This window comes from Rhodobacter maritimus, assembly GCF_058747975.1.
On record NZ_CM179095.1, the window covers coordinates 3,433,494 to 3,459,332 of the forward strand.

At 66.9% G+C, this 25,839-nt stretch carries 29 protein-coding genes; 15 read left to right on the top strand and 14 right to left on the bottom strand.

Features of this window, described 5'->3' with window-relative positions; translation table 11 throughout:
- The first annotated feature begins 58 nt into the window (after window positions 1–58).
- Together AC4PTO_RS17065 and AC4PTO_RS17070 are read left to right on the top strand one after the other, a co-directional pair.
- Window positions 59–1,411 (top strand): TldD/PmbA family protein, encoded by a 1,353-nt coding sequence (locus AC4PTO_RS17065; protein WP_492730550.1) that lies wholly within the window; start codon window positions 59–61, stop codon window positions 1,409–1,411.
- Entirely contained in the window at window positions 1,398–2,183 is a 786-nt protein-coding gene (locus AC4PTO_RS17070) for a 3'(2'),5'-bisphosphate nucleotidase CysQ (protein ID WP_492730552.1), read from the top strand. The genes AC4PTO_RS17065 and AC4PTO_RS17070 overlap by 14 nt, the downstream gene beginning before the upstream one ends.
- A gap of 6 nt (window positions 2,184–2,189) precedes the next feature.
- Here AC4PTO_RS17070 and AC4PTO_RS17075 read toward each other — a convergent pair whose 3' ends face one another.
- On the bottom strand, window positions 2,190–2,819 hold the full coding sequence (locus tag AC4PTO_RS17075; protein ID WP_492730554.1) for an NrsF family protein: 630 nt from the start codon (window positions 2,817–2,819) through the stop codon (window positions 2,190–2,192).
- Window positions 2,816–3,364, bottom strand: coding sequence for a sigma-70 family RNA polymerase sigma factor (locus AC4PTO_RS17080; RefSeq protein WP_492730556.1), 549 nt, complete (start codon window positions 3,362–3,364; stop codon window positions 2,816–2,818). The genes AC4PTO_RS17075 and AC4PTO_RS17080 overlap by 4 nt, the downstream gene beginning before the upstream one ends.
- Before the next feature lie 188 nt (window positions 3,365–3,552).
- Here AC4PTO_RS17080 and AC4PTO_RS17085 point away from each other — a divergent pair, with 188 nt between their 5' ends.
- The 5 genes from AC4PTO_RS17085 (at window position 3,553) to AC4PTO_RS17105 (ending at window position 6,582) form a co-directional block, all read left to right on the top strand.
- Window positions 3,553–3,825 (top strand): BufA1 family periplasmic bufferin-type metallophore, encoded by a 273-nt coding sequence (locus tag AC4PTO_RS17085; protein WP_492730558.1) that lies wholly within the window; start codon window positions 3,553–3,555, stop codon window positions 3,823–3,825.
- A 63-nt stretch (window positions 3,826–3,888) separates the two neighbouring features.
- The gene (gene bufB / locus AC4PTO_RS17090; protein WP_492730560.1) at window positions 3,889–4,737 is read left to right on the top strand and encodes an MNIO family bufferin maturase; all 849 of its coding nucleotides are present in this window, start codon (window positions 3,889–3,891) and stop codon (window positions 4,735–4,737) included.
- Window positions 4,721–5,515 (top strand): HvfC/BufC N-terminal domain-containing protein, encoded by a 795-nt coding sequence (locus AC4PTO_RS17095; RefSeq protein ID WP_492730563.1) that lies wholly within the window; start codon window positions 4,721–4,723, stop codon window positions 5,513–5,515. The genes bufB and AC4PTO_RS17095 overlap by 17 nt, the downstream gene beginning before the upstream one ends.
- Complete coding sequence (locus AC4PTO_RS17100; RefSeq protein WP_492730565.1) at window positions 5,503–5,967, top strand: DoxX family protein; 465 nt, start codon at window positions 5,503–5,505, stop codon at window positions 5,965–5,967. The genes AC4PTO_RS17095 and AC4PTO_RS17100 overlap by 13 nt, the downstream gene beginning before the upstream one ends.
- A 60-nt stretch (window positions 5,968–6,027) precedes the next feature.
- Window positions 6,028–6,582, top strand: coding sequence for a flavin reductase family protein (locus AC4PTO_RS17105; RefSeq protein ID WP_492730568.1), 555 nt, complete (start codon window positions 6,028–6,030; stop codon window positions 6,580–6,582).
- On the opposite strand, the gene AC4PTO_RS17110 is transcribed toward AC4PTO_RS17105, so the two are convergent.
- From AC4PTO_RS17110 to AC4PTO_RS17125, 4 genes are read right to left on the bottom strand one after another with little or no spacing between them, the layout of a single operon-like run.
- Window positions 6,583–7,146, bottom strand: coding sequence for a PqiC family protein (locus tag AC4PTO_RS17110; protein ID WP_492730569.1), 564 nt, complete (start codon window positions 7,144–7,146; stop codon window positions 6,583–6,585).
- A gap of 15 nt (window positions 7,147–7,161) precedes the next feature.
- On the bottom strand, window positions 7,162–9,183 hold the full coding sequence (locus AC4PTO_RS17115) for a PqiB family protein (RefSeq protein ID WP_492730571.1): 2,022 nt from the start codon (window positions 9,181–9,183) through the stop codon (window positions 7,162–7,164).
- 2 nt (window positions 9,184–9,185) lie between these two features.
- Entirely contained in the window at window positions 9,186–9,815 is a 630-nt protein-coding gene (locus AC4PTO_RS17120; protein ID WP_492730573.1) for a paraquat-inducible protein A, read from the bottom strand.
- Window positions 9,812–10,447 (bottom strand): paraquat-inducible protein A, encoded by a 636-nt coding sequence (locus tag AC4PTO_RS17125; RefSeq protein WP_492730575.1) that lies wholly within the window; start codon window positions 10,445–10,447, stop codon window positions 9,812–9,814. Before AC4PTO_RS17125 ends, AC4PTO_RS17120 begins: the two co-directional genes overlap by 4 nt.
- 129 nt (window positions 10,448–10,576) lie before the next feature.
- On the opposite strand from AC4PTO_RS17125, the gene AC4PTO_RS17130 reads away from it, so the two are divergent.
- The 5 genes from AC4PTO_RS17130 (at window position 10,577) to AC4PTO_RS17150 (ending at window position 16,430) form a co-directional block, all read left to right on the top strand.
- The gene (locus AC4PTO_RS17130; RefSeq protein ID WP_492730577.1) at window positions 10,577–11,431 is read left to right on the top strand and encodes a flagellar motor protein MotB; all 855 of its coding nucleotides are present in this window, start codon (window positions 10,577–10,579) and stop codon (window positions 11,429–11,431) included.
- Window positions 11,432–11,522: 91 nt separating this feature from the next.
- Complete coding sequence (locus AC4PTO_RS17135; RefSeq protein ID WP_492730579.1) at window positions 11,523–12,830, top strand: flagellar hook protein FlgE; 1,308 nt, start codon at window positions 11,523–11,525, stop codon at window positions 12,828–12,830.
- Window positions 12,831–12,866: 36 nt separating this feature from the next.
- Window positions 12,867–14,321, top strand: a complete 1,455-nt coding sequence (gene flgK, locus AC4PTO_RS17140; RefSeq protein ID WP_492730580.1) for a flagellar hook-associated protein FlgK — start codon at window positions 12,867–12,869, stop codon at window positions 14,319–14,321.
- Between the two features lies 1 nt (window position 14,322).
- Complete coding sequence (locus tag AC4PTO_RS17145; protein WP_492730582.1) at window positions 14,323–15,336, top strand: flagellin family protein; 1,014 nt, start codon at window positions 14,323–14,325, stop codon at window positions 15,334–15,336.
- Entirely contained in the window at window positions 15,333–16,430 is a 1,098-nt protein-coding gene (locus tag AC4PTO_RS17150; RefSeq protein ID WP_492730584.1) for a flagellar basal body P-ring protein FlgI, read from the top strand. The genes AC4PTO_RS17145 and AC4PTO_RS17150 overlap by 4 nt, the downstream gene beginning before the upstream one ends.
- A 6-nt stretch (window positions 16,431–16,436) precedes the next feature.
- On the opposite strand, the gene AC4PTO_RS17155 is transcribed toward AC4PTO_RS17150, so the two are convergent.
- From AC4PTO_RS17155 to cobU, 4 genes are all read right to left on the bottom strand, one after another.
- Complete coding sequence (locus tag AC4PTO_RS17155) at window positions 16,437–17,585, bottom strand: amidohydrolase (RefSeq protein WP_492730586.1); 1,149 nt, start codon at window positions 17,583–17,585, stop codon at window positions 16,437–16,439.
- A gap of 120 nt (window positions 17,586–17,705) precedes the next feature.
- Entirely contained in the window at window positions 17,706–18,461 is a 756-nt protein-coding gene (cobS, locus tag AC4PTO_RS17160; RefSeq protein WP_492730588.1) for an adenosylcobinamide-GDP ribazoletransferase, read from the bottom strand.
- Window positions 18,458–19,465, bottom strand: a complete 1,008-nt coding sequence (gene cobT, locus AC4PTO_RS17165; RefSeq protein WP_492730590.1) for a nicotinate-nucleotide--dimethylbenzimidazole phosphoribosyltransferase — start codon at window positions 19,463–19,465, stop codon at window positions 18,458–18,460. The genes cobS and cobT overlap by 4 nt, the downstream gene beginning before the upstream one ends.
- Complete coding sequence (gene cobU, locus AC4PTO_RS17170; RefSeq protein ID WP_492730591.1) at window positions 19,462–19,965, bottom strand: bifunctional adenosylcobinamide kinase/adenosylcobinamide-phosphate guanylyltransferase; 504 nt, start codon at window positions 19,963–19,965, stop codon at window positions 19,462–19,464. Before cobU ends, cobT begins: the two co-directional genes overlap by 4 nt.
- A gap of 67 nt (window positions 19,966–20,032) precedes the next feature.
- Between cobU and AC4PTO_RS17175 the strand changes: the two genes are divergently transcribed.
- Together AC4PTO_RS17175 and cbiB are read left to right on the top strand one after the other, a co-directional pair.
- A complete protein-coding gene (locus AC4PTO_RS17175) occupies window positions 20,033–20,611 on the top strand; it encodes a histidine phosphatase family protein (protein ID WP_492730592.1) in 579 nt (192 codons plus the stop codon).
- Window positions 20,608–21,540: an adenosylcobinamide-phosphate synthase CbiB gene (gene cbiB / locus AC4PTO_RS17180; protein WP_492730593.1), complete on the top strand. Its 933-nt coding sequence runs from the start codon at window positions 20,608–20,610 to the stop codon at window positions 21,538–21,540. Before AC4PTO_RS17175 ends, cbiB begins: the two co-directional genes overlap by 4 nt.
- A 78-nt stretch (window positions 21,541–21,618) precedes the next feature.
- Here the strand turns inward: cbiB and AC4PTO_RS17185 are convergent, their stop codons facing one another.
- Window positions 21,619–22,302 carry a GntR family transcriptional regulator gene (locus tag AC4PTO_RS17185; RefSeq protein ID WP_492730594.1) on the bottom strand — a complete coding sequence of 228 codons (684 nt, stop codon included), beginning with the start codon at window positions 22,300–22,302 and terminating at the stop codon, window positions 21,619–21,621.
- Between the two features lie 145 nt (window positions 22,303–22,447).
- On the opposite strand from AC4PTO_RS17185, the gene AC4PTO_RS17190 reads away from it, so the two are divergent.
- On the top strand, window positions 22,448–23,128 hold the full coding sequence (locus AC4PTO_RS17190; protein WP_492730595.1) for a GntR family transcriptional regulator: 681 nt from the start codon (window positions 22,448–22,450) through the stop codon (window positions 23,126–23,128).
- An 8-nt stretch (window positions 23,129–23,136) separates the two neighbouring features.
- Here AC4PTO_RS17190 and AC4PTO_RS17195 read toward each other — a convergent pair whose 3' ends face one another.
- Genes AC4PTO_RS17195 through AC4PTO_RS17205 form a run of 3 tightly spaced genes read right to left on the bottom strand, consistent with a single transcriptional unit; the run spans window position 23,137 to window position 25,838 of the window.
- Window positions 23,137–24,006: a shikimate dehydrogenase family protein gene (locus AC4PTO_RS17195; protein ID WP_492730596.1), complete on the bottom strand. Its 870-nt coding sequence runs from the start codon at window positions 24,004–24,006 to the stop codon at window positions 23,137–23,139.
- Complete coding sequence (locus tag AC4PTO_RS17200; protein WP_492730597.1) at window positions 24,003–25,298, bottom strand: TRAP transporter large permease; 1,296 nt, start codon at window positions 25,296–25,298, stop codon at window positions 24,003–24,005. The genes AC4PTO_RS17195 and AC4PTO_RS17200 overlap by 4 nt, the downstream gene beginning before the upstream one ends.
- Window positions 25,299–25,322: 24 nt before the next feature.
- Entirely contained in the window at window positions 25,323–25,838 is a 516-nt protein-coding gene (locus tag AC4PTO_RS17205) for a TRAP transporter small permease (RefSeq protein WP_492730599.1), read from the bottom strand.
- Window position 25,839 lies beyond the last annotated feature (1 nt).

A 25,839-nucleotide genomic window follows, 5' to 3' on the forward strand; every position in this document is an offset into this window, starting at 1 on the left:
TCAGGGGCCGTCCGGAAACCCTCCGGGCGGCCCTTTCCTTTCCCTGTCGGAGCGTGACATGATGCAGGACGATGATCTGGCGAAACTGACCGATGCCCTTCTTGACGCGGCCCGCAAGGCAGGCGCGCCCGAGGCGGATGCAATCGCCGTCGACGGGCGTTCGGTCTCGATCGACGTGCGGGCGGGCGCGCTGGAACAGGCAGAGCGCGCCGAAGGGGTGGAGATCGGGCTGCGGGTTTTGCTTGATGGGCGGCAGGCCTGCGTTTCGGCCTCGGACATCTCGGCGCGCACGATCTCGGACATGGCAGAGCGCGCGGTTGCCATGGCGCGCGAGGCGCCGCGCGACCCCTGTGTCGGCCTGGCCGATGCCGCCCAGCTTGCCCGAAGCTGGGATCTGGCGGCGCTGGAGCTTGAGGACCCCTCGGCCGAGCCTGCCCCGGCCGATCTGGAACGCGACGCGCGCGAGGCCGAGGCCGCGGCGCTTTCGGTCGCGGGGGTGACGCAGGTGCAGGCGGCTTCGGCCAGCTATTCGCGCCGGCGCCTGCATATCGCGGCCAGCAACGGGTTTTCGGGCGGCTACGGGCGCAGCTCGCGGTCGGTTTCCGCGGTGGCGATCTCGGGCGAGGGCCTGACGATGGAGCGGGACTGGGCCGCCGAAGCCCGCATCTGGCAGGCCGACCTTCCCCCCGCGGCCGAGGTGGGCCTGCTGGCCGGGCAGCGCGCGGCCGAACGCGCGGACCCGCGCCGCCCGCCGACCGGCAGTTATCCGGTCGTGTTCGACGAGCGCATCGCGGGCAGCCTTGTCAACCACCTTCTGGCGGCCATCAACGGCACGGCCATCGCGCGCGGGGCCTCGTGGCTGCGCGACGGTCTGGGCGGGCCGGTGCTGCCCGCGGGCCTGTCGCTGATCGAAGAGCCGCATCGCCCAAGGATTTCCGGCTCGCGCCCCTTCGATGCCGAGGGGCTGCCCACCGCGCGGCGTGCGATCGTGCAGGAGGGTATCCTGACCGGCTGGACGCTTGACCTGGCAACCGCGCGCAAGCTGGGCATGACCAGCACCGCCAATGCCGGGCGCGGAACCTCGTCTCCGCCCGCGCCGGGGGTGGGCAACGTGACGCTGACGCAGGGCAGCGCCAGCCGCGCCGATCTGTTGCGGGACATGGGGACGGGTCTTCTGATCACCTCGTTCATCGGGGCCACGATCAACCCCACGACCGGGGATTATTCGCGCGGCGCCTCGGGCTTCTGGGTCGAGGGCGGAGAGATCCGCTATCCGGTGAACGAATGCACCGTGGCCGGGAACCTGCGCGAGATGCTGGCCCGCATCACGCCCGCCAATGATGCCCGCCCGCATCTGAGCCATGTCGTGCCCAGCCTGCTTGTCGAGGGGCTGACGCTTGCCGGAGAATGACCTGAAGCTGCTGGCCGGGGCTGCGGAGGCCGCCGGAAAGATCGCCCTGCGTTACTGGAAGAACGCGCCCGACGCCTGGGACAAGGGCGGCGGTGCGGGCCCGGTGTCCGAGGCCGACCTGGCCGTGAACGCGATGTTGCAGCACGATCTTTGCGCGGCCCGGCCCGGCTATGGCTGGCTATCCGAGGAAAGCGATGAAAACCCCGACCGGCTGAGGGCGGACCGCATCTTCATCGTCGATCCGATCGACGGCACGCGGGCCTTCCTTGCGGGTGAGCGCAGCTTCGCCCAGTCGCTTGCCGTCGCACATGGCGGGCTGGTGACGGCGGCGGTGGTGCATCTGCCCGCGCTTGGCCTGACCTATACCGCCACGGCGGATGGTGCGGCCTGTCTGAACGGGCAGCCCTTGCGCGCGGGTCAGGCCGCGCGGATCGAGGAGGCGCAGATCCTCAGCTCCTCTGCGGTCAGCGATCCGCTGAACTGGCGCGACCCCGTGCCCCGGTTCCGGCGCGTCTTCCGCCCCTCGCTTGCATGGCGCTTCTGCCTTGTGGCCGAGGGCCGGTTCGATGCGGTCCTGTCGCTGCGCCCGGCATGGGAGTGGGATATCGCGGCCGGAAGCCTGATTGCGATCCGGGCCGGGGCCATCGCCAGCGACCGGGCGGGCCAGCCGCTGCATTTCAACAGCCAGACGGCAACCGCGAATGGCCTTGTGGTGGCGCCCCCGGCGCTGCATGCGGATCTGCTGGCGCGTTTGCGGCCCTGGCCGGGCTGAGGCGGCCTACCAGCGCAGAAACCGGGGCCCAAGCGCCGCGCCGATCCCTGCCGCGGCAAGGATGCCAAGCGAATACCATGTGGCATAGAACATCGGGCTGTCCTCGATGCAGTGCATCGCATAGATCGCGGTGGCAAGCCCCCCGGCCGCCAGCCCCGCAACCGCGCCGGCGCGGCCGGGTGCGGTGACGGCCCCGTGGCGCAGCGCCAGCATCACCGCTGCAAGGATCGGCAATGACAGAAGCGGAATCGATATCAGGCATACGCCGATGCTTTTCCCGGTAAAGGCCATCATTCGCGCGCCCTCGGGTGTCACGATCCAGGCATAGGCCGCCGCAAGCGCCGCAAGGGCCGGCGCGATCAGAAGCCAGCGGCCCTGCCCGGTTGCGCCCGGCCGCGCCAGCACCAGCGCCAGCGGCAGCGCCGCCGCCGCCAGCACCAGCGGCAGCACCATCTTCAACCCCACAAGCGGTTGGGAAAGCGCGGCGACAAGGCCGTCACGCAGGCCAAGCGTCGCGGCCATTGCCAGGAAGGCGACCGCCATTGCCGGGCCGATCCAGCGCATCAGCACCTGCCGCGCGCCCGGGCGGGGCAGCGTATCCTCGGCCAGTATCCTGAGCAGATCCTCGGTCTTCATATCTCGATATACCTTTCGCGCAATTCGGCCAGCTTGCGCAGGCTTCTGTGCAACATCACGCGCACGGCGCCTTCCGTCATGTCCATCCGCTTCCCGGTTTCCGCGATGCTTGCCCCCTCGATCCCGATCCCGCGGATCACGGCCGCCGCGCGCGGCTCCAGCATGGCGATCAGCTTGTCCATGTCGTGCCGCTCGGTCGGGTCGGCCTCGGGCGGGGCGGGAAGGACCTCGGTGAAATCCTCGATCGGCACCTGCACCCGGCGGCCGCGGCGGCGGAACGCGTCCACCACCTTGTGGCGTGCGATCGCATAGACCCACGGCGCGACCGGATCGCCCTCGCGCCAGGTGTGGCGCTTGAGATGTATGGCCAGCAGGACCTCTTGCAAGATGTCGTCTCCTTCCTCGGGGCCAAGCCCGGCCCCGCGTGCCCGGATCACACCGCGCAAGACCGGCGTGACGGCCTCAAGGAAAAGCCCATAGGCGCGCGCATCGCCCGCATTGGCGGCGCGCAGCAGCAATACCCAGTCCGCTTTCCGGTCGTGCATCATCACCTTCTGTTCGCCCGCATGGGCCGAATGTTACAGCCCCGCGCGGGATTGGACAGCGCTTTTGCGAAAAGCCGGAGGGCTGCGCGCGATCACGGGTTCGTGTGCGCCGTAACGCGGGGCCATCGCGGGGCGAAAGGCAATCAGGAACCGCGCTTCGGTTCCGTTAACCTTTCAGGGAGAAGACCATGACCAAGACCGATACCGCACTGAGCCTTGCCGCCGCGATCACCTGCGCGATCGCCGTTTCCGCCCCCGCGCATGCCGCCGGCGATATGGAGAAGTGCTATGGCGTCGCCCTTGCCGGCCAGAACGATTGCGCCGCCGGCCCCGGCACGACCTGCGCGGGCACCTCGACCATGGATTACCAGGGCAATGCGTGGAAATACGTTCCCGCCGGCACCTGCGTGACGATGGAAACCCCCAAGGGGATGGGCTCGCTGGAAGCGATGGACTCCTGATCGAAACGGGGCGGTCCCCGGGCCGCCCCCGCAATTTCAAGGCATCGGCAGGGAGGATTGCAGATGTTGCCCGCAAGACCCGGAATAGGGTTCAAACCCGAACATTTCCCCGCAATCGTGCAAACCCGCCTCGATCTGGGGTTCCTTGAGGTCCATGCCGAGAATTACATGGGGGCGGGCGGCCTTCCGCATCGGATGCTGACCCGGCTGCGGCAGGATCATGCGCTTTCGGTTCATGGGGTCGGGCTGTCCATCGGCGGGCCGGACCCGTTGAACGAGGATCACCTTGCCCGCCTGCGCGCATTGTGTGACCGCTATCAGCCCGAAAGCTTTTCCGAGCATCTGGCCTGGGCAAGCCATGGCGGCGAATGGATGCATGACCTTCTGCCGCTTCCCTATACCGGCGAAACCCTGGATATCGTGTGCGATCATATCGACCGCGTGCAAGAGGTCCTGGGCCGCCGGATGTTGCTGGAAAACCCGGCAAGCTATGTTCTGTTCGAACAATCCGACATTGCCGAAACCGCCTTTCTGGCCGAGGTCGTGCGGCGCACGGGATGCGGGCTTCTGCTTGATATCAACAATGTCTTCGTGTCCTGCGTCAATCACCGGACCGACCCGCGCGCCTATCTGGCGGATTTCCCGCTGGAGGCCGTGGCCGAGATCCATCTGGCCGGTCACGCGACCGAGGACCTGCCCTCGGGTCCGCTGCTGATCGACGATCACGGCGCCCCTGTGGCCGAGCCTGTCTGGGCACTTTATGCTGAAACAGTCTCGAAATCGGGTGCGCTTCCCAGCCTGATCGAGTGGGACAACGACCTTCCCCCCTTCGAGGATCTGATGGCCGAGGCCGCGCGTGCGGGCCGGATCCTCGATGCCTTGCCGCAGGCGCGCCATGCCCGCGCATCGTGAGTTCGCGCAGGCCTTTCGTCAGGGTCTGGGGACGGGCCGGTTACCTCCGGGCCTTACCGCGCCCGCGCCCGAAGAGGCCGCGCGCCGCTTTGCGGTCTATCGCAACAATGTGGCGCATGGCCTGATCCAGGCGCTGCGGGCGCGCTTTCCCGCGATCGAGCGCTTGGTCGGGCCGGAATTCTTCGCGGCGATGGCGCGCGAGTTCATCCGCGCCTGTCCGCCCGACGGCCCGATCCTGCAACGATGGGGCGGCGCGATGCCATCTTTCCTGCAAGAGTTTCCCCCGGTGCGGGGCCTGCCCTATCTGGCCGATATCGCCCGGATCGAGATCGCGCGTGGCCAGGCCTATCACGCGGCCGATGCCGAGCCGGTTCCGCCCGAAAAGCTGCGCGCGGCGGCGCTGAAAGCCCCCGACACAATGCGGCTGCATCTGCATCCCTCGGTCCGGATTCTGCACTTGGCCTGTCCGGGGGGCGCGATCTGGGCGGCGCAACAACCCGGCGGCCCGCCACCCCCGCCACCGGAAGACTGGGGCCCGCAAAGCGTGCTGATCGCGCGGCGCGGCTGGCATGAGGTGACCGTTACCGTTCTGGCCGCATCCGACGCCGCCTTCACCGAGGCCATCCTTGCCGGAAAAAGCTTCGCGCAAGCGGTGCGGAAGGCGCAGGAAACCGGGAAGAAATTCGACCCTGTTTCAGCCCTTTTAAGCCTTTTGCAGGCCGGGTTGATCACCGGAGCAACCGTCATTCAGGAAGGAGACCAAGGATGCCCGACTTGACACAAGAGCGCGCCGTGGCCGGACCCCTGCGCACCGCTGCCACGCTGAACGCATGGCTTGGCCGGCTGCCCGAAGACCTGCCCGCGCTTGCCGCGCGCCTCTTTCCGGCCGCCGTATTCTGGATGTCGGGGCGCACCAAGGTCGAGGGATTCTCGATCAAGCCCTCCACCTGGGCGCTGTTCGAGGATCTCTATGTATTGCCGCTGATCCCGGCCCATTGGGCGGCGGTCATGGCAACGGCGGCGGAACATCTTTTCCCGGTGCTTCTGGTGCTGGGCCTGTTTACCCGGTTCTCGGCGCTTGCCCTTCTGGGCATGACACTGGTGATCCAGACCTTCGTCTTTCCCGGCGCATGGGTGACACACGGGCTTTGGGCGACCGCGTTCCTGTGGCTGATTGCGCGCGGGCCGGGGCGGTTTTCCCTGGATCATCTGCTGCGGATCGAGCGTTGAGGCTTGCCACCCGCGCCCAAGGGGTTAACTGTGACCCTGTAGGCGGTGATGCGGGGAAACATGCGCGAAAGCGAGAAGATCGAAGCGGCGGTGGACGAGGCAGAGCATAACAGCGGGGGCACCGTGCCCGATACCCGCAACGCGCGGCAGTTCCGCGCGGCGCTTGGCCGGTTTGCCACCGGGGTGACCGTGGTGACCGCGCGCGAGGCGGGCGGTGGCCCGCCGGTGGGCATCACCGTGAACAGCTTCGCCTCGGTTTCGCTGACCCCGCCGCTGGTGTTGTGGTCGGCGGCGCGTGCCTCGTTGCGGCATGCGCATTTCTCCGAGGCGCCGGCCTTTGCCATCCATGTGCTGCGCGATGACCATATCGACCTGGCCAACCGGTTCACGCGCAACGGCGCGGGGTTCGAGGGGCTGGAGTTCACGCTGAGCGATCAGGGGGTGCCGCTTCTGGCCGATGCGCTTGCGCGGTTCGAATGCGCGGCCGAAACCCGTCACGAGGGTGGGGATCACACCATCATCATCGGCCGCGTGCTGCGCTTCGAGACATCCCTGGAAGGTGAGCCGCTGGTCTTCGCGCATGGCCAATACGGCCGGTTCCTGCCTAAAGGCTGATCAGCCGAGCTGTGCGATCCGTTCCGCCAGAAGCTCGATTGCGCGCGATTGGGCGGCGGCGATGGCGGGCGGGCCTTCGCCCTCGATCGGCACCGACAGGTCGAACCGGCGCACCACGTCGCGCCCGCCACCCAGATCCGCGGCCGAGACGAAATAAACCCCCGAAAGCCGCACCACGCCATCGGCGCGCGCCAGAAGCTGTTCCACCCGCACCTCGATGCGCCGGTCCGGGCCGTTCGACAGCGGCCACGGCTCGGCCACCACGGTCGCGCCCGACAGCGCCGAGATCTGGCGCGCAAGAACCAGCGTCATCGCGCGCGGCGGATCGTCGGCCCAGATGTTGTCCGGGGTCGACCGCAGGGCGCCGTCCTCGGTCTGATAGGCGATCTCCTGCCCCGAGGCATATTGCGGCAGCGATACCTCGCGCAGTTCGGCCAGGCCGAGGCGGTTGGGCAGGCGCTGTTGCGCCGCGGGCGGGTCGATGACGTAGCGCGCGGTCTTTTCGGGGCTTGAGCAGGCGGCAAGTGCGATCAGGCCGGTCAGCAGCAGGCGGGTCAGGGTCATGTCGTCATCCTCCGGTCAGCGGCCCAGGATAAAGGCGCGGGGATTGCGTTCGATGGTGCGGGCAAGCGCACCGAATGCGGCGGTGGCACGGCGCAGTTCCCGCATCGTGTTGAGCACCTCGGCGTTGAAGCTTGACCGTTCGCCGTAAGAGGCGACAAGCGTATCGGCCTGCGCGATCAGCGCCTCAAGGCGGCGCGTCACCTCGGGCAGGCGTTCAGAGGCGGCGGCGATGGCATCGGCCGCGCCCTCTGCCGCGCCAAGCGCGCTGTTGAGGTTTTCGGCCGCCCCGCCTTCGCGCAGTTCCGCAAGAAGGGCCGCCGCCTCGGTCAGCGTATCGGAAAGCGCGCGCGGAAGCTGATCGGCATCTTCCGAACCCAGCATCGCGCGCAGATCGCCCAGGATGCCGTCGATATTGCGGCCGATATCGCCAAGCGGCATGTCGGCGGCGGCGGCGGCGGCCTTGTCCACGGAAACCAGCGTATCGCCCAAGCCCTCGATCTCGGTCATCACGGTATCGGCCGCCGATGTCACCCGGTCCAGCGCCACCACCGTCTTTTCCCCCGCATCCTTGGCGTTGAGATCGTTGACCAGCGTGCGGATCTCTTCCAGCACGCCGGCAAGCTCGCCCGGGACGGCGCGGGTATCTTCGCTTTCGGCCACCGCCGAGATGCTGTCGAGCGTGCGGATCGCGCTTGCCAGAAGCTCTTCGATCGGAAGGTTGTTGATGCGCGTGAACACACCCTCGGCCGAGGCCGCAAGGTCGTTCTGCGCGGCCGGCCCGACGGGGATGGTGGGATAAGGTTCGGCGTCCAGCTTCATGATCGCATGGGGAACATTGTCCAGATCGGTCAGCTCGATCACCAGCGTCGTGCCCAGCAGCCCCACCGCTGCGGTGCGCGCGCGCAGGCCGTTCTCGACCTCATTGGCAAGGAATTCGGCCACGATATCGGGATCGGTGTCGCGCGCAAGGCCCATGCGTTCGGGCGACAGTGCGATCACCACCTGCTGGCGGGCATATTTCGTGCCAAGCGTGTCGGTCTCGACCCGGATCGAGATATCGACCACCTCGCCTGCCTCCACGCCCCGGAACTGCACGCGGGTGCCCTGTTCAAGGCCGCGCACGGCCTCGTCGAACAGAAGCGAGAAGCGCACCGGATCGGACATGCCGTCGCCAAAGATCGATTCACGCGCGGTTTCGGCATTGCTGAACAGTCGGAAGCGGTGCCCGCTTTCGACCAGCGTCCCGCCCGAAGTGAAGGTGTTGAACTCTACCCCGCCCTGGACAAGCGTCGCCAGAGAGCGCACGTTCAGGCTCACCCCCGCCGCGCCGAGCGAGACCGAGATGCCCGAGGTATCCCAGAACCGGGTCGAGCTTGTAAGGCGCTGGTCATGCGGGGTTCTGATGAAGGCATCCACGATGACGCCCGAGTCGTTCTCGGCCAGACGCAGGTTCTGCAACTGGCCCACGGTCAGTCCGCGAAACAGCACCGGCGCCCCTTCCACAAGGCCCCCGGCATCGTCTGCGCGCAGCTCGATCCAGGTGCCCTTGGAGGGGTCGGGCGCCAGCGGCGCCCGCGCAAGCCCCGTGAAACGGCTTTGCGGCGCGCCGGGCTCGGCGTCCCAGAATCCTTCGATGAACGTGCCCGACAGCACCGTATCAAGCCGCGAGATGCCTTGTGTCGTCACCTCGGGGCGCACCAGCCAGAACAGGGCGTCGGCATCGACGAAGGGTGCCACATCCTTGTTCACCCGCACGCCGAGGCGCACGTTGCTGAGATTCTCGGAAAAGCCCACGGTTTCGACATGGCCCACATCGACCTCGCGGAATTTCAACGTGGTCTCTCCGGGGCGGATGCCGGTGGCGTCGGCAAAGTCGATCTCGATCAGAACGCCGCGATCCGAATAGCTTTTCCAAGCCACGCCAAGTGTGATGGCAAGGGCCAGAAGCGGCACCAGCCAGATTACCGACAGCCGGGTCCAGATCGGGTTGGGCGCCGTGGTTTTGACAAGCTTGGCGGGTTCGGGCGAGTTGGTCATTGTTACTGAGGTTCCTTGTTAACGGTCGGGCCGCGCCAGATCAGCCTTGGATCGAAGCTTTGGGCCGATAGCATGGTGAATGCAACCGAGAGCGCGAAGGAAACCGCGGCAGGGCCCGGATGGATCGAGGCCACGAAGCCCAGTTGCACCAGCGCCGACAGGATTGCGACGACGAAGACGTCGATCATCGACCAGCGGCCGATGAACTCCACCACCTCGTAAAGCCATAGATGCCGGTGGCCGCCGGCGCGGTTTTCGTGCCCCACCGCAAGCGCGAGATACGAGATCGCCAGGAACTTGGCCAGCGGGATCATGATCGACGCCAGAAAAACGATCGCGGCCACCCCGTAATTGTGATGCGCCACCAGTTCGACCACGCCGCCGAGGATCGTGTTCTCCTGGCTGCCGGTGATCGTGGAGGTGCGCAGCATGGGGTAAAGATTGGCCGGGATGTAGAAGATGATCCCCGCGATCAGCCAGGCCCAGACCTTTTGCAGGCCGGCGCTGTCCACCGGCGACAGCGGCGCCCCGCAGCGCGCGCAGCGCGCCGTGCCCTGTGGCCAGACCCGGCCGCAGCTTGTGCAGCCGATCAGCCCGCAATCATGGGCGGTGGGGATCGCTTCGGGTGTCATTGCTGCTCGATCGCCTGCCAGATGGTCCACTTGCTCAGGAAGGAATTCTTGAGCGCGGTGACGATGATCAGGGCGCAAAAGGCCCAGAAGGCCGGGCCAAGCGAAACCGTCGCAAGCCCCGCAACCTTCACCAGCGCGACCGCGGTGCCGATGATGAAGATCTCGGCCATGGACCAGGGCTGAAGCTCTTCGGCAAGGCGGAACAGGCGCTGGGCCCGCGGCCAGGCGCTGCGCCCGTTGGCCAGCGGCCAGAGCACATAGATCAGCGCGGCAAAGCGGACGACGGGCAGGGCGACGATCATCAGCATCACCGCAAGCGACAGGGGCGCCACGATCCCGTCGGAAAAGGCCATCGCCGCCCCGAAGATCGAGCTGTCATGCGAAAGCCCCTGCGCCGAGATCTTCAGGAACGGGAAGAACATCGCCCCGAACATCAGGATCATCGCAGTGAAGGCAAGCGCGATGACATGCAGGAAGGATCGCGCGGGCGGTGCAATTAGGATCGTGCCGCAACGCGCGCATTCGGCGCGCTGCGTCTCTTCAAGCGCTTCGACGCGGTGCAGGGCGTCGCAACGCGGACACGCCATCAGTTCGGTCAGCCGGTCGGGTGCGGCGGGCAGCGGATTCAACATGGGCGCAACTTAGCGCCTGATGGATTGCCGACAAGGCAACAAGGAATATGCTGCGCATTTTAGCTTTTAAGTGCGTCTTAAGGGCCGCTTGCTAGACCGGTCGCGGGGTATAGTAAGAAGGGTGACAGGATGGCCATGCGCGACAATGCCGCGCCAGTCATCATCAAGCGCAAGAAGATCATCGCCGGGGGCGGGCATCACGGCGGGGCCTGGAAGGTGGCCTATGCCGATTTCGTGACCGCGATGATGGCCTTCTTCATGTTGATGTGGCTGCTGAATGCGACGACGGAAAAGCAACGCAAGGGGATTGCGGACTACTTCAACCCGACGATTCCGGTGAACCGGATCTCGGGCGGGGGTGAGGGGGCCTTTGGCGGCGAATCGGTCTTTTCCGAGGATCAGATCGCCCAGAACGGCACCGGCGCTAGCGCCCTGCGCCCGACCGAGGCCCGCCAGGCCCGCGGCACGCAGGGCACCGATTCCGACCGCGAGTCGCAAGGCGAGACTTTCGAGGCCATCTCCCGCACGATCGAAAAGGCGCTTCTGGGCACGGGCGGTGAATCGATGGTGTCGAATGCACTTGTCCGCCATATCGTGACGCGCGTCACGGATGAGGGGCTGATCGTCGAGTTCTTCGATCTTGACGACGCGCCGCTTTTCGCGCCCGAAACCGACGATCCCATGCCGGTCATGCATGACATCGCCGCGATGCTGGTGCGGGTGATGCAGCTTGTGCCCAACGGGATTGCGCTGAACGGCCACAGCCGCGCCTATCCCGAGATGCTGCGCAAGAACCCGGTCTGGGATCTGTCGACCGCGCGCGCCCATACCGTGCGGGCCCTGCTTCGGGATGCGGGCCTGCCCGAGACCCGGATCCAGCGCGTCACCGGCTTTGCCGATCGCAAGCTGGCGGCGCCCAACCCCATGGCCGCGCGCAACAACCGGCTGGAGCTGATCGTGCTGCGTGCGGATGCGGGCCGGTGAAAATCCGAAGAATTTTAGCCGTTAGCAGGATCTTAAGCCCTGCGCCCGCAGGCTGGCCGCAGATTTCCGGATGCAGCAGAAAGGCGCACTCATGTCGATTTCCTCTTCGCTCAACGCGGGTGTCGCGGGGCTTGCCGCGAATGCCACGCGGCTTGCGACCATTTCGGACAATATCGCCAACTCGGCCACCTATGGCTACAAACGCGTCACGGCCGATTTCGAAAGCATGGTCCTTAATCAGGCGCGCGGGGCGGGGGTCTATTCCGCGGGCGGCGTTCGCGCGCAGACGGCCCGCCTGATCGACGAGCGAGGGTCCCTGGTGCCAACGTCGAACGCGCTCGACCTTGCCATTTCGGGGCGCGGCATGTTCCCGGTGCAGCCCACGGTCTCGCTTGGCAATACCGTGGGTGAGCAGCCGTTGATGATGACCACGACCGGCGCGTTCCGGGCAGATTCCGAAGGCGTCCTGAAAACCGATTCGGGGCTTGTCCTGCTGGGATGGCGGGCCAATGCGGATGGCACGATCCCGGTTTTGCCGCGCGATACGGTTGCCGGGTTGGAACCGGTGGTGATCAACACCAACCAGACGGCGGGCGATCCGACGACGCGGATGAAGCTGGGCGTCAACCTTCCCGCCGTGAATACCGAAGCCGGTGCGGCAGCCACGCCGCTGCCGCTCTCGGTTGAGTATTTCGGGAATCTCGGCACGTCAGAGACGCTGGACATCTCGTTCACGCCCACGATCCCGGCAACCGGATCGTCCAATACCTGGACGATGGTGATCCGCGATTCCGCGCAGGGCGGGGCCGTGATCGGCGAATATGAGCTGGTCTTCGACGATACCCGCGGCAGCGGGGGCACGCTGGCTTCGGTCACCGCCGTGTCGGGCGGGGCCTATGATCCGGCCTCCGGCACGCTGGGGCTAAGCGTTGCGGGCGGCCCCCTCGCGCTCGAGATCGGGACGATCGGGGCCGGAAACGGGCTGACGCAGCTTTCCTCCAGCTTCGCCCCGACCGCGATCACCAAGGACGGATCGCCGGTCGGGAACCTGACCGCCGTCGAGGTCGATGAAAACGGCTATGTCCGGGCGACCTATGACACCGGCTTCATTCGCACCGTCTTTCAGATCCCGGTCGTCGACGTGCCCAATCCGGGCGGGCTGCTGTCGCTCGACAATCAGGCGTTCCAGGTCTCGCCGACTTCGGGGTCGTTCTTCCTGTGGGATGCGGGTGATGGGCCGACCGGCGCGGTGGTCGGATATGCACGCGAAGGCTCCACCACCGATGTGGCAGAGGAGTTGACAAGCCTGATCCAGACCCAGCGAGCCTATTCGTCCAACGCGAAGGTTATCCAGACGGTCGATGAGATGTTGCAGGAGACGACGAATATCAAACGCTGACCCGTCGGGCCGGCGTTCGAAGGCGGAGATTGAGGGATGAGCATCACAGGTGCGCTGAACAATGCGCTTTCCGGTCTGGCGGCGGCCTCGCGCGCGGCGGAAATCGTGGCGTCCAATACCGCGAACGCAACCACGCCCGGTTACGCCAAACGCGGGCTGGCGCTTTCGGCCGCCGATCTGGGCGGCAGGGGCGCCGGGGTGCGCATCGACGGGGTCACGCGCCAGGTCAACGACTCGCTGCTTGGCGATCTGCGGTTGGCGACGGCCTCGGGCGGCAATGCGCGGCTGCTGACCGGGTTCCATTCGGATCTGGAGGCGCGGATCGGCGCGCCGGGCGAGGCGGGGTCGCTTTCGGCGCGCCTTGCCGGGTTCGAAAGCGCGCTGATCGGCGCGGCAAGCCAGCCCGATGCCACGCTGCGCCTGACGCAGGTGCTTTCGGCCGCGCAGGATGTCGTGCAGCAGGTCAACGGGATCTCGGCCCATCTTGAAACGGTCCGCACCCAGGCGGACCGGCAGATCGCCACGCAGGTCGGCGTGATGAACACGACGCTGGTGCAGATCGCCGATCTGAACCGGCAGATCGTGGCGCAACGCAGCCTGGGGCAGGATGGCGCGGCGCTGATGGATCAGCGTCAGGTGCTTGTGGACAAACTGGCCGAGATCGTCCCCCTGCGCACCGTCGCGCGCGACAACGATCAGATCGCCCTGTTCACGACGGGCGGGGCATCGCTGCTGGAGGGGCACCCCGCAGAGATCGGGTTTGCGCCTGTGGGCCTTGCCACCGCCGATATGACACTCGCGTCGGGGGCCTTGTCCGGCCTCACGCTGAACGGGATGCCGATCGATTCGAAGGAGGGCGGCGTTCTGGGAGGCGGTCAGCTTGGGGCGCTGTTCACGATTCGGGATGACCTGGCACCCGACGCGCAGGCCCAGATGGACGCGTTCGCGCGCGACCTGATCGCCCGTTTCTCGGACCCGGCGATCGACCCGAGCCTGTCGCCCGGCGATGCGGGCCTGTTCACCGATCGCGGCGCGCCTTTCGATCCGCTGGAGGAAGTCGGGCTTGCCGGCCGGCTGGCCATCAATGCCGCCGCCGATCCCGGTCAGGGCGGCGCGGTCTGGTGGTTGCGCGATGGCCTGAATGCGGCTGCCGCGGGCGATGTGGGCGATCCGACCCTGCTTGTGTCGCTGCGCGCGGCGCTGACGGATTCGGAACCGCCCGCATCGGGGGCGTTTGCGGGCCTTGCGAAAACGCCCTCGGGCCTGGCTGCGGATATCCTGTCGATGGTCTCGGGTGCGCGACAGGGGGCCGCCGCCCGGGAAAGCTATGCCAATGCGCGGCAGGATGCGCTGACCGGCGCGTTCCTTGCCGAGGGCGTGGACACCGACCAGGAGCTGCAAAAGCTTTTGCAAATCGAGCAGGCCTATGCCGCCAATGCCCGCGTCATCACGACCATCGACGAAATGATCCAACAACTGCTGAGGCTGTGACATGATCAACCCTGCCTACGGCGATCTCGCCCAGAACTATCTGCTGAAGCGCCACGACACCGCGCTCAAGACCGGGATCGCGCGGCTTACGCAGGAACTGACCGGAGGAACGCGGCAGGATATCGGCGCGGCGGTGCGCGGCGATTACCGGACACTCGCCGGGATCGAACGGACGATTACGCAGCTGACCGCGATGAACACCGCTGCGTCCGAAGCCGCCCTGCGCGCCTCGGCCACGCAAAGCGTTCTGGGCACGCTGAAGGATCTGGCGTCGGGCAATGCGGTCACGTTGATGACGGCCGTGTCCAGCGCCAACCCGGCAATGATCGACGCCGCCACGAGCGACAGCAGGGAGCGCCTGTTTTCCGCCGTCTCGGCCCTGAATACCGATATTGCGGGGCGTCACCTCCTGTCCGGCACGCGAAGCGATGTGCCGCCCCTGACCTCGGGCGAGGCGATCCTGACCGCGCTGCAAGGGGCGGTCGCGGGGGCGGCCACGGTGTCGGACGCGCTGAGTGCCATTGACGATTGGTTCGATGCGCCGCAGGGCGGCGGCGGATTTCTGGATCAGGCCTATCGCGGATCCGACACGGCGGTCGGTTATGCGCCCGTCCTGCAGACCGGGATGAACGATGGCCTTACCGCCGCCGATCCTGCGATCCGCGCGGCCCTGCGCGGCCTTGCAGTTGCGGCGCTTGTGTCGGAGGGGCTGTTTTCCGGCGATGCGGCGGCGCGTGCCAGCCTCGCGCAGGCCGCAGGCGAAAGGTCGATCGCCAGTTCGGACGGCCTGACTGCCTTGCAGGGCAAGACCGGCGCTGCCGAAGCGGCGATCGCGGCGCTATCCACGCGCAACGCGGCCGAAATATCGGGCCTCGAACTCGCCCGCGCCGGGATCGTCGCGGCCGATCCATATGAGACCGCAACCGAACTCGAGGCGGCACAGACACGGCTTGAAACGCTTTACACGATCACCGCGCGGCTCTCCCGTCTGTCATTTGCGGATTATATGTCATGAAGACGCTGATACTTATCCTTGCCCTCCTGCTGCCCGGTCTGGCGGGCGCCGCGCCGATCCGGATCAAGGATCTGGTCGATTTCGACGGGGTGCGCGGCAACGATCTGGTTGGCTACGGGCTTGTCGTGGGCCTGAACGGAACCGGTGACGGTATCCGGAACGCGCCTTTCACCGAAGAAATCATGGCCAACATCCTTGAAAGGCTGGGCGTCAATGTCACCGGAGAGCAGTTTCGCCCCAAGAACGTGGCTGCCGTTCTGGTGACGGCCACGCTTCGGCCCTTCGCGCGCGCAGGCAGCCAGCTTGACGTGACGGTTTCGGCGATCGGGGACGCCAAAAGCCTTCTGGGCGGCACGCTGGTCATGACCCCGCTGAACGCCGCCGACGGCGAGATCTATGCCGTGGCACAGGGCACCATCATCGCCGGGGGGGCATCGGCCGAGGGGGCCGGCGCGTCGGTCGTCCAGGGGGTGCCCACGGCGGGTTCGATTCCCGCAGGCGCGCGGGTTGAGCGCGAGATTGCCTTCGATCTTGGCAGTCTCAGCACGATCCGTCTGGCGTTGCGCACCCCCGATTTCACGACCGCCGGGCGGATCGAAAAGGCCATCAACCAGGAATTCGGCAACCGGGTGGCGCTGATGCAGGATTCGGGAACCGTTGCGCTGGATATCGGCGGGACGCGGATGCGCTCCCCCGCGCATGCATTGGGGCGGATCGAGAACCTGACGATCGAGCCGGAAAGGCGCGCGCGCGTCGTGGTGGACCAACGCTCGGGCACCATCGTGATGGGGGAAGATGTGCGCATCTCCAGGGTCGCGGTCAGTCAGGGCAATCTGACGCTGCGCATCGAGGAAACGCCGCTGGCGGTGCAACCCAATCCGTTCGCGCAGGGCGAAACGGTGATCGTGCCGCGCACGCAGGCCTCGATCGAGGAGGAACCGGGGCTGCATATCGCGGAAATCCCCGACGGATCGTCACTTTCCCAGGTTGTCTCGGGGCTGAATGCGCTGGGTGTCAGCCCGCGCGACATGATCGACATCCTCAAAAGCGTGAACTCGGCCGGGGCGCTGCATGCCGAATTCGTGGTGCATTAGACCCGCTTAGCCGCCCAGAAGGTCGCGCAAAATGCGCTCGAACAAGGTGACGCCGGGGCCGATGAGCGTATCGGGAAAATCGTAATCGGGATTGTGCAGCATGGGGTGGTCGGTTCCGGACCCCAGAAGCACCATGGCTGAACGGGCGGCCGCGCCGAAGCGGCCGAAATCCTCGGAGGCGCGCATCGGAAGCGCCGCGTCGCAATGTGTCAGGCCAAGGGCGTCCAGCGCATCGGTGATGGCCTGCGTTGCCGCGGGATCGTTCGTGCAGGCCCGAAAGACGTCATGGTGGCTGATGGCCAGATCAAGGCCCTGATCCTTGGCTTCATCGTGCAGCAGGGACAGGATGTCGGCTTCAAGCGCGGCCATGTCCGCGTCCAATAGGGTGCGCAGCGTCAGCCACAGCTCGGCCTCGCCCGGCGCAATGCCGAAGGCGGGCTCGCCCATGCGGGTATGGGTCACCGTAACCAGCCGATATCCCGCGACGACCTCGCCCCCCTGACCCGCGGCCATCGCGGCAGGGATCAGCCGCGCGAGGGCCAGGGCGGGCGAGACACCCCTTTCGGGCACCGAAGCGTGCGAGGTCTTGCCGCGCAGCACCACCCGAAGCCCCTGCGAAGCGCAGTTCACCGGACCGGGCCGGATCGAGAACCGCCCCAGCGCGATGCCCGGCATGTTGTGCAGCGCAAACGCCCAGTCCGGGGCGAAGGGTGCGAAACGCGGATCCGCCAGGACCGCCGCCGCGCCCGAGCCATCCTCTTCGGCGGGTTGGAACAGCAAGACGACGCGGCCCCGCTCCGGCGGGCGCCGCGCGATCAGCCGCGCGAGCCCAAGAAGAATGGTCGAATGCCCGTCATGCCCGCACAGATGCCCCACCCCCGGCACGGTCGAGCGGTGCCCGGCCCCAGACAGCTCTTCGATCGGCAGGGCATCAAGTTCGGCCCGGAACAGGACGGTCGGGCCGGGTTTCCCGCTGTCGAACATCGCGGCAAGGCCGTGCCCGCCCAGTCCGGTCTCCAGCCGGGTCGGGCTCAGCGGTTGCAGCGCGGCGGCGACCGTGGCCGCAGTGCGGCTTTCCTGCCCCGACAGCTCGGGGTGGCGGTGCAGGTGATGGCGCAGGGCGGTCAGTTCGACGATATCGGAATTGGTCAGCATGGTCGTCCCCTTGGGGTGGCGCGCCAAGGCTATCGCGCGGGCCGGGCGAACGGCAACCCTTTGGCCGCGTGCCACGCAGGGCGGGTGCCGCTGAAAAGGCTCTGTTTCGGCGCTTTCAGCCTAAAGGCAGCTTGCCAGAAGAACCAGCGCCGCGATTTCGGCAACTTGCTGCGCGGCGCCCAGCACATCGCCCGTCTGCCCGCCGATCCTGCGCAGCGCCAGCCGTGCAAGCGCGACGCCAAGCGCGGCCTGAAGCGCCATCGCCCAAAGAACGGCAGGCAAGAGCAACGCCGGGAAGGCAGCCAGCAGAACCGCGACAAGGGCCGGGCCAAAACGGGCCCGCCCGGCCGCCCGGCCCAGTCCGTCGCTGCGTGCCGGGGGCAGCGCGGCAAGCATCACGGCAGGCAGGGCGCGGCTGGTCATCGCGGCACAAAGAAGCGCGATTCCCGCAAGAACAGGGTCGATTTCGGCAAGATATGCAAGCGCCACCCATCGCAGCCCGACGGACAGGATCAGCGCCAGAACCCCGTAGCTTCCGATCCGGCTGTCGCGCATGATCTCAAGCCGCCGTTCGGGGGTGGCCCCGCCCCAGAAGCCGTCCGCCAGATCCGCCAACCCGTCTTCGTGCAGCGCGCCGGTCAGCACGATCTGGAGCCCAAGCGCAAGGCCCGCCGCCAGAGCCACCGGCATTCCAGCCATCGCCGCCCCGACAAGGGCGGCAGCGGCCAGCCCCCCCGCGGCTAGCCCGGCCAGAGGAAAGGCCCAGACCGAGGCGGCGATTGCGGGGGGCGGGTCGGGCAGGCGCCCGGCTGGAAGACGGGTCAGCAGTATCAGGGCCACCTGCGCCTCGGCCAGACGGGTGCGGCCCGCGCTCATGCCTCGGAGACGCCCGCTTCGCCAAAGGTCGCCATGCCGTTATGGCATTCCAGCGCGGCGCGCAGGATGCCAAGCGCAAGCGCCGCGCCCGAGCCTTCGCCCAGACGCATGTCGAATTCGAGCACGGCCCGTTTGCCAAGCGCGGCCAGAAGGCGGCGGTGGCCCGGTTCGGCCGAGACATGGCCGACAAGGCAATGGTCCAGCAGGCACGGATCGGCCGCGTGCAGGACCGCCGCCGCCGCGGTGCAGATGAACCCGTCAAGGATGACCGGCACCCGCGCCTTGCGCGCGGCCAGAACCGCCCCGCAAATGGCGGCCTGTTCGCGCCCGCCAAGCGCGGCCAGCACGGCCATCGCATCCAGCCCGCCATGGCGCGCAAGCCCCGCCTCGATCGCGGCGATCTTGCGCCGGATGCCCTGGCTGTCCGACCCCGTGCCCGGCCCGACCCAATCGGCCGGTTCCGCCCCGAAAAGCGCAGAGGCGAGGGCCGCCGCGACGGTGGAATTGCCGATCCCCATCTCACCCAGGATCAGCACATCGGCCTGCGGATCGACGGCGCCCGCGCCGCGGTTCATGGCCGAGAGGGTCTCGGCCACGGTCATCGCGGGGCCCTGGGTGAAATCGGCGGTGGGGCGGTCAAGGTCCAGCGCGATGACGCCCAGATCGGCCCCCGCAATGCGGCACAACTGGTTGATCGCGGCCCCGCCATGTTCGAAATTCGCCACCATCTGCGCGGTGACCTCTTGCGGATAGGGGTTCACGCCCTGCGCGCAGATGCCGTGATTGCCCGCGAAAACCAGAGCCTGCGCGCGCGCGATCCGGGGCTGCGCCGTTCCGCGCCATTCGGCCATGAAAAGCGCAAGCTCTTCCAGGCGGCCAAGCGATCCGGGGGGCTTGGTCAGGCTGTTCTGGCGCGCAAGGGCCGCATCGCGTGCGGCGATGTCGGCCCCGGGCAGCGTGCCGGCCATGGCGGGAATGGCAAGGAGGTCCTGAAACATGGTCATTTCACCTTCATGGGCAGGCCGGCAACGGCAAGGGTCACTTCATGGGCGACCGAGGCCACCCATTGGTTCAGCCATCCGGCAGCGTCGCGGAAATCACGCGCGAGGCGGTTTTCGGGCACGATCCCGGCGCCGACCTCATTGGTGACAAGGACGACCGGCGCGGCCTGCCGGGGTAGCGACGTGACAAGATCCCGGCCCGCCGCGCGCCAGTCATGCCCGCCCAGCATCAGGTTCGACAGCCACAGCGTCAGGCAATCCACCAGCCGGGGCTGGCCATCGGTGGCGTCAAGCGCCGCCACAAGGTTGAGCGGTTCGGCATGGGTCGTCCATTCGGCGCCGCGCCGGTCCTGATGCGCCTTGATGCGGGCGGCCATTTCCGGATCGAAGGCCTGCGCGGTGGCGATATAGACCGCACGCGGCCCAAGGGCGAGCGTCCGCGCCTCGGCGATGGCGCTTTTGCCCGATCTGGCCCCGCCGGTGATGAGAATGATCCTGCTCATGGTGCCCCTTGTCCCTTGCGCGTTGACAAAGCAGAAATGGCGCGGGGGCGAAAGGAGAAATGCGACGATGCAACCGGGGGACGCGACCGAGCTTTTGCTGATCCGGCATGCGCCGGCGCTTCATGGCGGGCGGCTGGCGGGGCGGCGCGACGTTGCGGCCGATTGCTCGGACCAGGCGGCGATCGGGGCGCTGCGGGGGGTGCTTGCGGGGGTGGAAAGCCGGGTGACAAGCCCGGCCTTGCGGTGCCGCCAGACTGCGGCTGCGCTTTGGCCGGGTGCCGCGCCGCCTGCCGATCCGCGCCTGTGGGAGCAGGATTTCGGCACATGGGAGGGATGCGCCTTCGACCGGCTTCCCGATCTGGGCGCGCTGAGCCTGGCCGATCTGGCCGTCCATTCCCCCCCGGAGGGTGAGAGTTTTGCCGCCGTTTGTGCCAGAACAGAGCCTGTTTTTCACGAACTTGCCGGCCGGGGCGGCCGCATCGCGGTGGTCGTACATGCCGGGGTGGTGCGGGCGGGGCTGGCCTTCGCGCTCGGCTCGGTTCCGGCGGCGCTGGCCTTTCATGTGGCGCCTCTGTCGCTGACGCGGATCCGGGTCGGCGCGGCGGGGCACTGCACGGTTCTGGATGTGAACAGGATCGCGGGATGAGCTTTGCGGCGATGATGCTTGTGGCGATGCTGTGCGATCTGGCCTTCGGCTGGCCCGGCTGGCTTTTCGCGCGGATCGGGCATCCGGTGACATGGCTGGGCGCGCTGATCGGGGTGCTTGACCGGGGCTGGAACCGCGCGGGGCGGGCGCGGCGGCTGCGGGGTGTCGCGGCGGCTGGGCTGGTCATCGCGCTTGCCGCCGGGGTCGGTGCGCTGGTTCAGGCGGCGCTGCCTCCGGGCTGGGCCGGGGTGGTGATCGGCGGCGTTCTGGCCTGGCCGCTGGTGGCGCTGCGTTCGATGCACGCGCATGTTGCGGCGGTGGCTCGGCCGCTGGTTGCGGGCGATCTGGCGGCTGCGCGGGGGGCGGTGGGCAGGATCGTCGGGCGCGATCCCGCCCGGCTCGATACCGCCGGCGTTGCCCGGGCGGCGCTGGAGAGCCTGGCCGAGAACAGCTCGGACGGGGTGGTGGCGCCGCTGTTCTGGGGGGCCGTGGCCGGGCTGCCCGGGATTGCGGCCTACAAGGCGATCAACACGCTCGATTCGATGATCGGTCATCGCACGCCGCGCCATGAGGCTTTTGGCTGGGCCGCGGCGCGGATCGACGATCTGGCGAACCTGATCCCGGCGCGTTTGACGGGGCTTTTGTTTGTGCTTGTCTCGGGGCAGCCGCGTGCGGCGCTGGGCTGCATGTTACGCGATGCGCGCCACCACCGTTCGCCCAATGCAGGATGGCCCGAGGCGGCCATGGCGGGTGCCTTGCGGGTGCGGCTTTCCGGCCCGCGCGTCTATGGTGACCGCATCGCGCGGGAGCCGTATGTCAATGCCGCCTGCCCCGATCCGGTGCCGGGCGATATCGGGCGGGGTCTTGCGCTTTACGGGCGTGCGATGTTTGCGATGGCGGCGCTTCTGGCGGGGATAGTCTGGATCTAGCGCCCGGTTCCGGGCCTTGCGCTGCGGGATGGTGCGGAAGCCTCCGGCGGGGATATTTCAGCTCTGAAGAAGCGGGGATCAGGGTGTGGCCGGGGGGTGCGCCTGCATGCGGGCGCGCAGTTCTGTTCCGGTGGCTTCGATATGGGCGCGCAAGAGGGCGGTGGCGCGCGCGGCCTCGCGGCTGGTCGCGGCTTCGGCGATGGCGCGGTGTTCCTCGGCGATCTGGCGCGCTGTGCCGTCCTTCGGTGACATGGGCCAGAGCCTGCGATATCGATCCTGCAGGGTGCGCAGCATGGCGCAGATCTGGAGCAGACGGGGTGCCCCGCAGCCCGAGATAAGCGCCATGTGGAAGGCGCTATGGGCTTCTTCCCAGGCGTCGGGCGTCTCCTTCGCGGTGCGTGACAGCCGGTAGAGGGCCCCCATCACCGCGCTTTCCCATTCCAGATCGCCGTTGTTCACGGCCTCGCCTAGCGCGATGGTTTCGAGTTCGCCGCGCAACCGTGTCACCTCGGCCAGATCGGCCAGGGAGACGGGAGAGACCGAGTAGCCGCGCTGATCCTCGAAGTTGACCAGACCTTCGGCGATAAGCCGCGAGACGGCCTCGCGCAACGGGCTGATCGAGATCTGGTAGGTTTCGCGCAAGCGGTCGAGATTGATCTTTTCTGCAGGCGCCAGGTCGCCGCGCAGGATGGCGGCGCGCAGATCGGCACAGATGCGTGAGGACAATGTGGCCTTGCGGGCCGGAGAGGAGGCGTCTTGCATGGAGAACCCGGGAAGCGATGCGGTGAACTTAAATGAGGATGGCAGTTAAAACAACGATTACGGGAAAAATCGTTTATCAGCCGTAATATCTGGCAATGCTTTGCCCGAGGGCTTATATTTCATCCAGCGACGAAAGAGGATAATCGTGAGCCTTTCCCTGGCCCAGACCACATATGACCGGATGCGTGCCGATATCATTTTCGGCAGGCTTGCGCCAGCGGCCCGGTTGCGGCTGGACGATCTGCGGCAGGCCTATGGCGTGTCGGTTCCCACGTTGCGCGAGGTGTTGAACCGGCTGGCGGCGGATGGTTTCGTCGTGGCCGAAGACCAGCGCGGTTTTGCCGTCGCACCGATTTCGGCGGAGAACCTTGAGGAACTTGCTGCGCTGCGCATGCTGATCGAGATGGATGCGCTGGAGCGCTCGATCCGGGCGGGCGATGTCGGCTGGGAAACCCGTGTCGTGGCGGCCCACCACAAGCTGGCCCGTGTCGAGGCGCGGATGATGGCGGGCGATACCGGTGCGCTGGATGAATGGCGCCGCTATGACAGCGAGTTCCACCACACCCTGATCCTGGCTTGCGGTTCGGCCGAGTTGCTGGCCGTTCACAAGCAGGTATTCGACAAATACCTGCGCTACCAGATGCTGTATCTGACCTTCCGCGGCGCGATCTCGGGCGAGGAACATCGCGCGATGATGGATTTCGCCCTTGCGCGCGAGGTGGGCAAGGCCCAGGCGGTGCTTGAACGTCATATCAGCGCAGGCGTGACCCATGCGTTGAAGGCCCATGCCGGGCAGGCTGGCGCGCAAGTGGCGCAGGGTGGCTGAGGCATGCCTCAGGGCCGATGGGTTATGATCCCGCGCACCCAGTCGGGATCGGTGACGGTCAGCCCGGTGAAGATCTGGAACGCGTCGATGCCCTGGTGGAAGTAAAGTTCATAGCCTTCCAGGAAGTCGGCGCCCATCGCCTCGGTCTGGGCACGGAAAACGGTATCCACGGGGGTATAGACGGCATCGAATGACCAGCGTGGCGCCCCCTTCGCATCGGGCGGCAGCGGAGAACCCGGCCGCCCGACCATGCCAAGGGGTGTGCAGTTTACGACGCCGTCGAATCCGCGAATATCGGCCGGATCGGCGCCCGATCGGATTGTGATGCCGGTGGGCGCATGGGCGTGCAATGCCGCCCCCAGACTTTCCACCTTTGCCGGATCGGTGTCGAAAAGCACGATCTCGGATGCGCCAAGATCGGCCAGCCCGAAGGCCACGGCGCGGCCAACCCCCCCTGTGCCGAGGATCAGCACGCGGCCGGGTGCCATGGTCCCGAACCGTTTGCGATAGGCTGCGACAAAGCCGGAATGATCGGTGTTATAGGCCCTTGGCCCCTCGGCCGTGAAACGGACCGTATTGGCCGAGCCCATCGCCGTCACCACGGCGTTCCCGGCGGGCACATGGGCCAGGGCCTCTTCCTTGAACGGGTAGGTGACGTTCACGCCGTCGAACCCTGCCTTGGCGCATTGGCTCAGAAGATCGGCGAAGCTTGCGCCGCGTTCGGCGGGGATGATGAGGTCGTAGGTGACGTTGCGCCCCAGCGAAAGGCCGCAGGTCAGATGCAGAACGGGCGAGCGGGTTGCCGTGATGTTGCCGCCGATGAGGCCAAGGCGGAAGGTTCGCTCGGCTGTCTGGGCGGGTCGGGTTTGCAGGGTCATCCGTTATATCCGAAAAGACGGGGAAGGAAGAGAACCAGGTCCGGGCTTGCCGCAAGCATCACAAGTGCTGCGAGCAACGCGAAAAGGAACGGCAACACGCCGCGTATGATTTCGCGGATGGGAATGCCCGTGACCGCGTTGATGACGAAGATGAGCATGCCATAGGGAGGGGTGATCAGGCCGATCATCGTGTTGACCACGGCCACCACGCCGAAATGGATGAGGTCGATCCCGAGCGCCCGCGCCGAGGGCACGAAAAGCGGAAGGATGACAAGGATGATGGTGCCGCCATCCAGCAGCATTCCCAGAACCAGAAGTGCGATATTGACGCCGATCAGAAACTGGATCGGCGTGATGTCGCGTCCGGCCATCCATTGCGCCATTGCATCGGGGATGCGCTCGGCTGCGACGATGTAGTTGAAGATCAGCGCCGAGCCAATGACGATACCCACCGTCGCCGCCTGGCGCGCGCTGTCCGAGAAGACGCTGGCAAGCGCACGGATCGTGAGCTGCCGGTAGAAGACCATCGCCAGCAGCAGCGCGTAAAGCGCCGCGATCGAGGCCGCCTCGGTCGGGGTGGTGGCGCCGCCATAGATCCCGCCCAGCAGGATGACCGGCATCAGCAGCGCGGGAAAGGCGCGGAAGGTCAACCCGGGCAGTTCGCGCAGCGGGACCGGCTCATCGCGGACGCGCTCGGCCCGGTTGGCCAGAAAGTAGTTCATCACCGCAAGCGCAAGCGCCATGAGCAGGCCGGGCAGGATGCCGGCAAGGAACAGGTAGCCGATCGACTGGTCCGAGATCAGCGCATACATCACCATCGGAATCGAGGGCGGAACGATCGGTCCGATGGTGGCCGAGGCCGCGGTGATCCCCGCGGCATAGCCACGCGCATAGCGCCCTCCCTTTGTCATCATGCCGATGATCATCTTGCCTGGACCCGCGGCATCGGCCACGGCCGAACCCGACATGCCCGCGAAAATGAGCGAGACGGTGATGTTCACATAGCCGAGCCCGCCCCGGAACCGCCCCACAAGCGCGACGCAGAAGGCCAGCAGCCGGTCCGAGATCGAGCCCGCGTTCATGATGTTGGCCGCGATGATGAACAGCGGCACCGCAAGCAGGATATAGCCGTCATAGATCGACTGGATCAGTTGCTCGGCCGCCAGCGACAGATCGGCCCCCGAGACAAGAAGATACGAGATCGCGGCGACCAGCATGGCATAGCCGATCGGGGCGCCCAGTGCCGCGATGCCGAACAGCACCGCAAGGCAGGTCATGAAGGAAAGGCTCATGGTGTTGTCCGCTTAAATAGGGGTCTAATCCGCCAGAATGTCGCGTTCGTCCCGAGACAGATCGCGCCCACGCAACACGTCGATCACGCGCCAGGCGTAGCGTGCCACGATGACGACGGCGAAGACCATATAGATCGAGAAGACATAGCTGAGCGGGATCCTCAGCGTCGCGGATTTCTTGATCTTGTAGAAGCTGACATAATCCCAGCTGTCGGGCATGGCGACCACAAGGGCCGCGACGATTGCCAAGGCCGAAAGCACCGCGAAGACCCGTTTCGCGCCCGGTCCGACATGGCTGTAAAGCAGGTCGAACTTCACATGATCGCGCTCTTGCAGGACGAAGGCGCAGGAAAACAGAACCAGCCAGAGCCAGAGTGTCAGGTTCACCTCGATCGTCCAGCCAAGGGTCATCTGCACGCCGAAGGCGGGGGCGATGTAGCGGGCCCCGATCTGAAGCAGGAACACGATGAAGATGGCGGCAAGCATAGCCGCCGCCATCGCATCCGCACCCGCGCCCAGCAGCCGCGCGATACGGCGCATG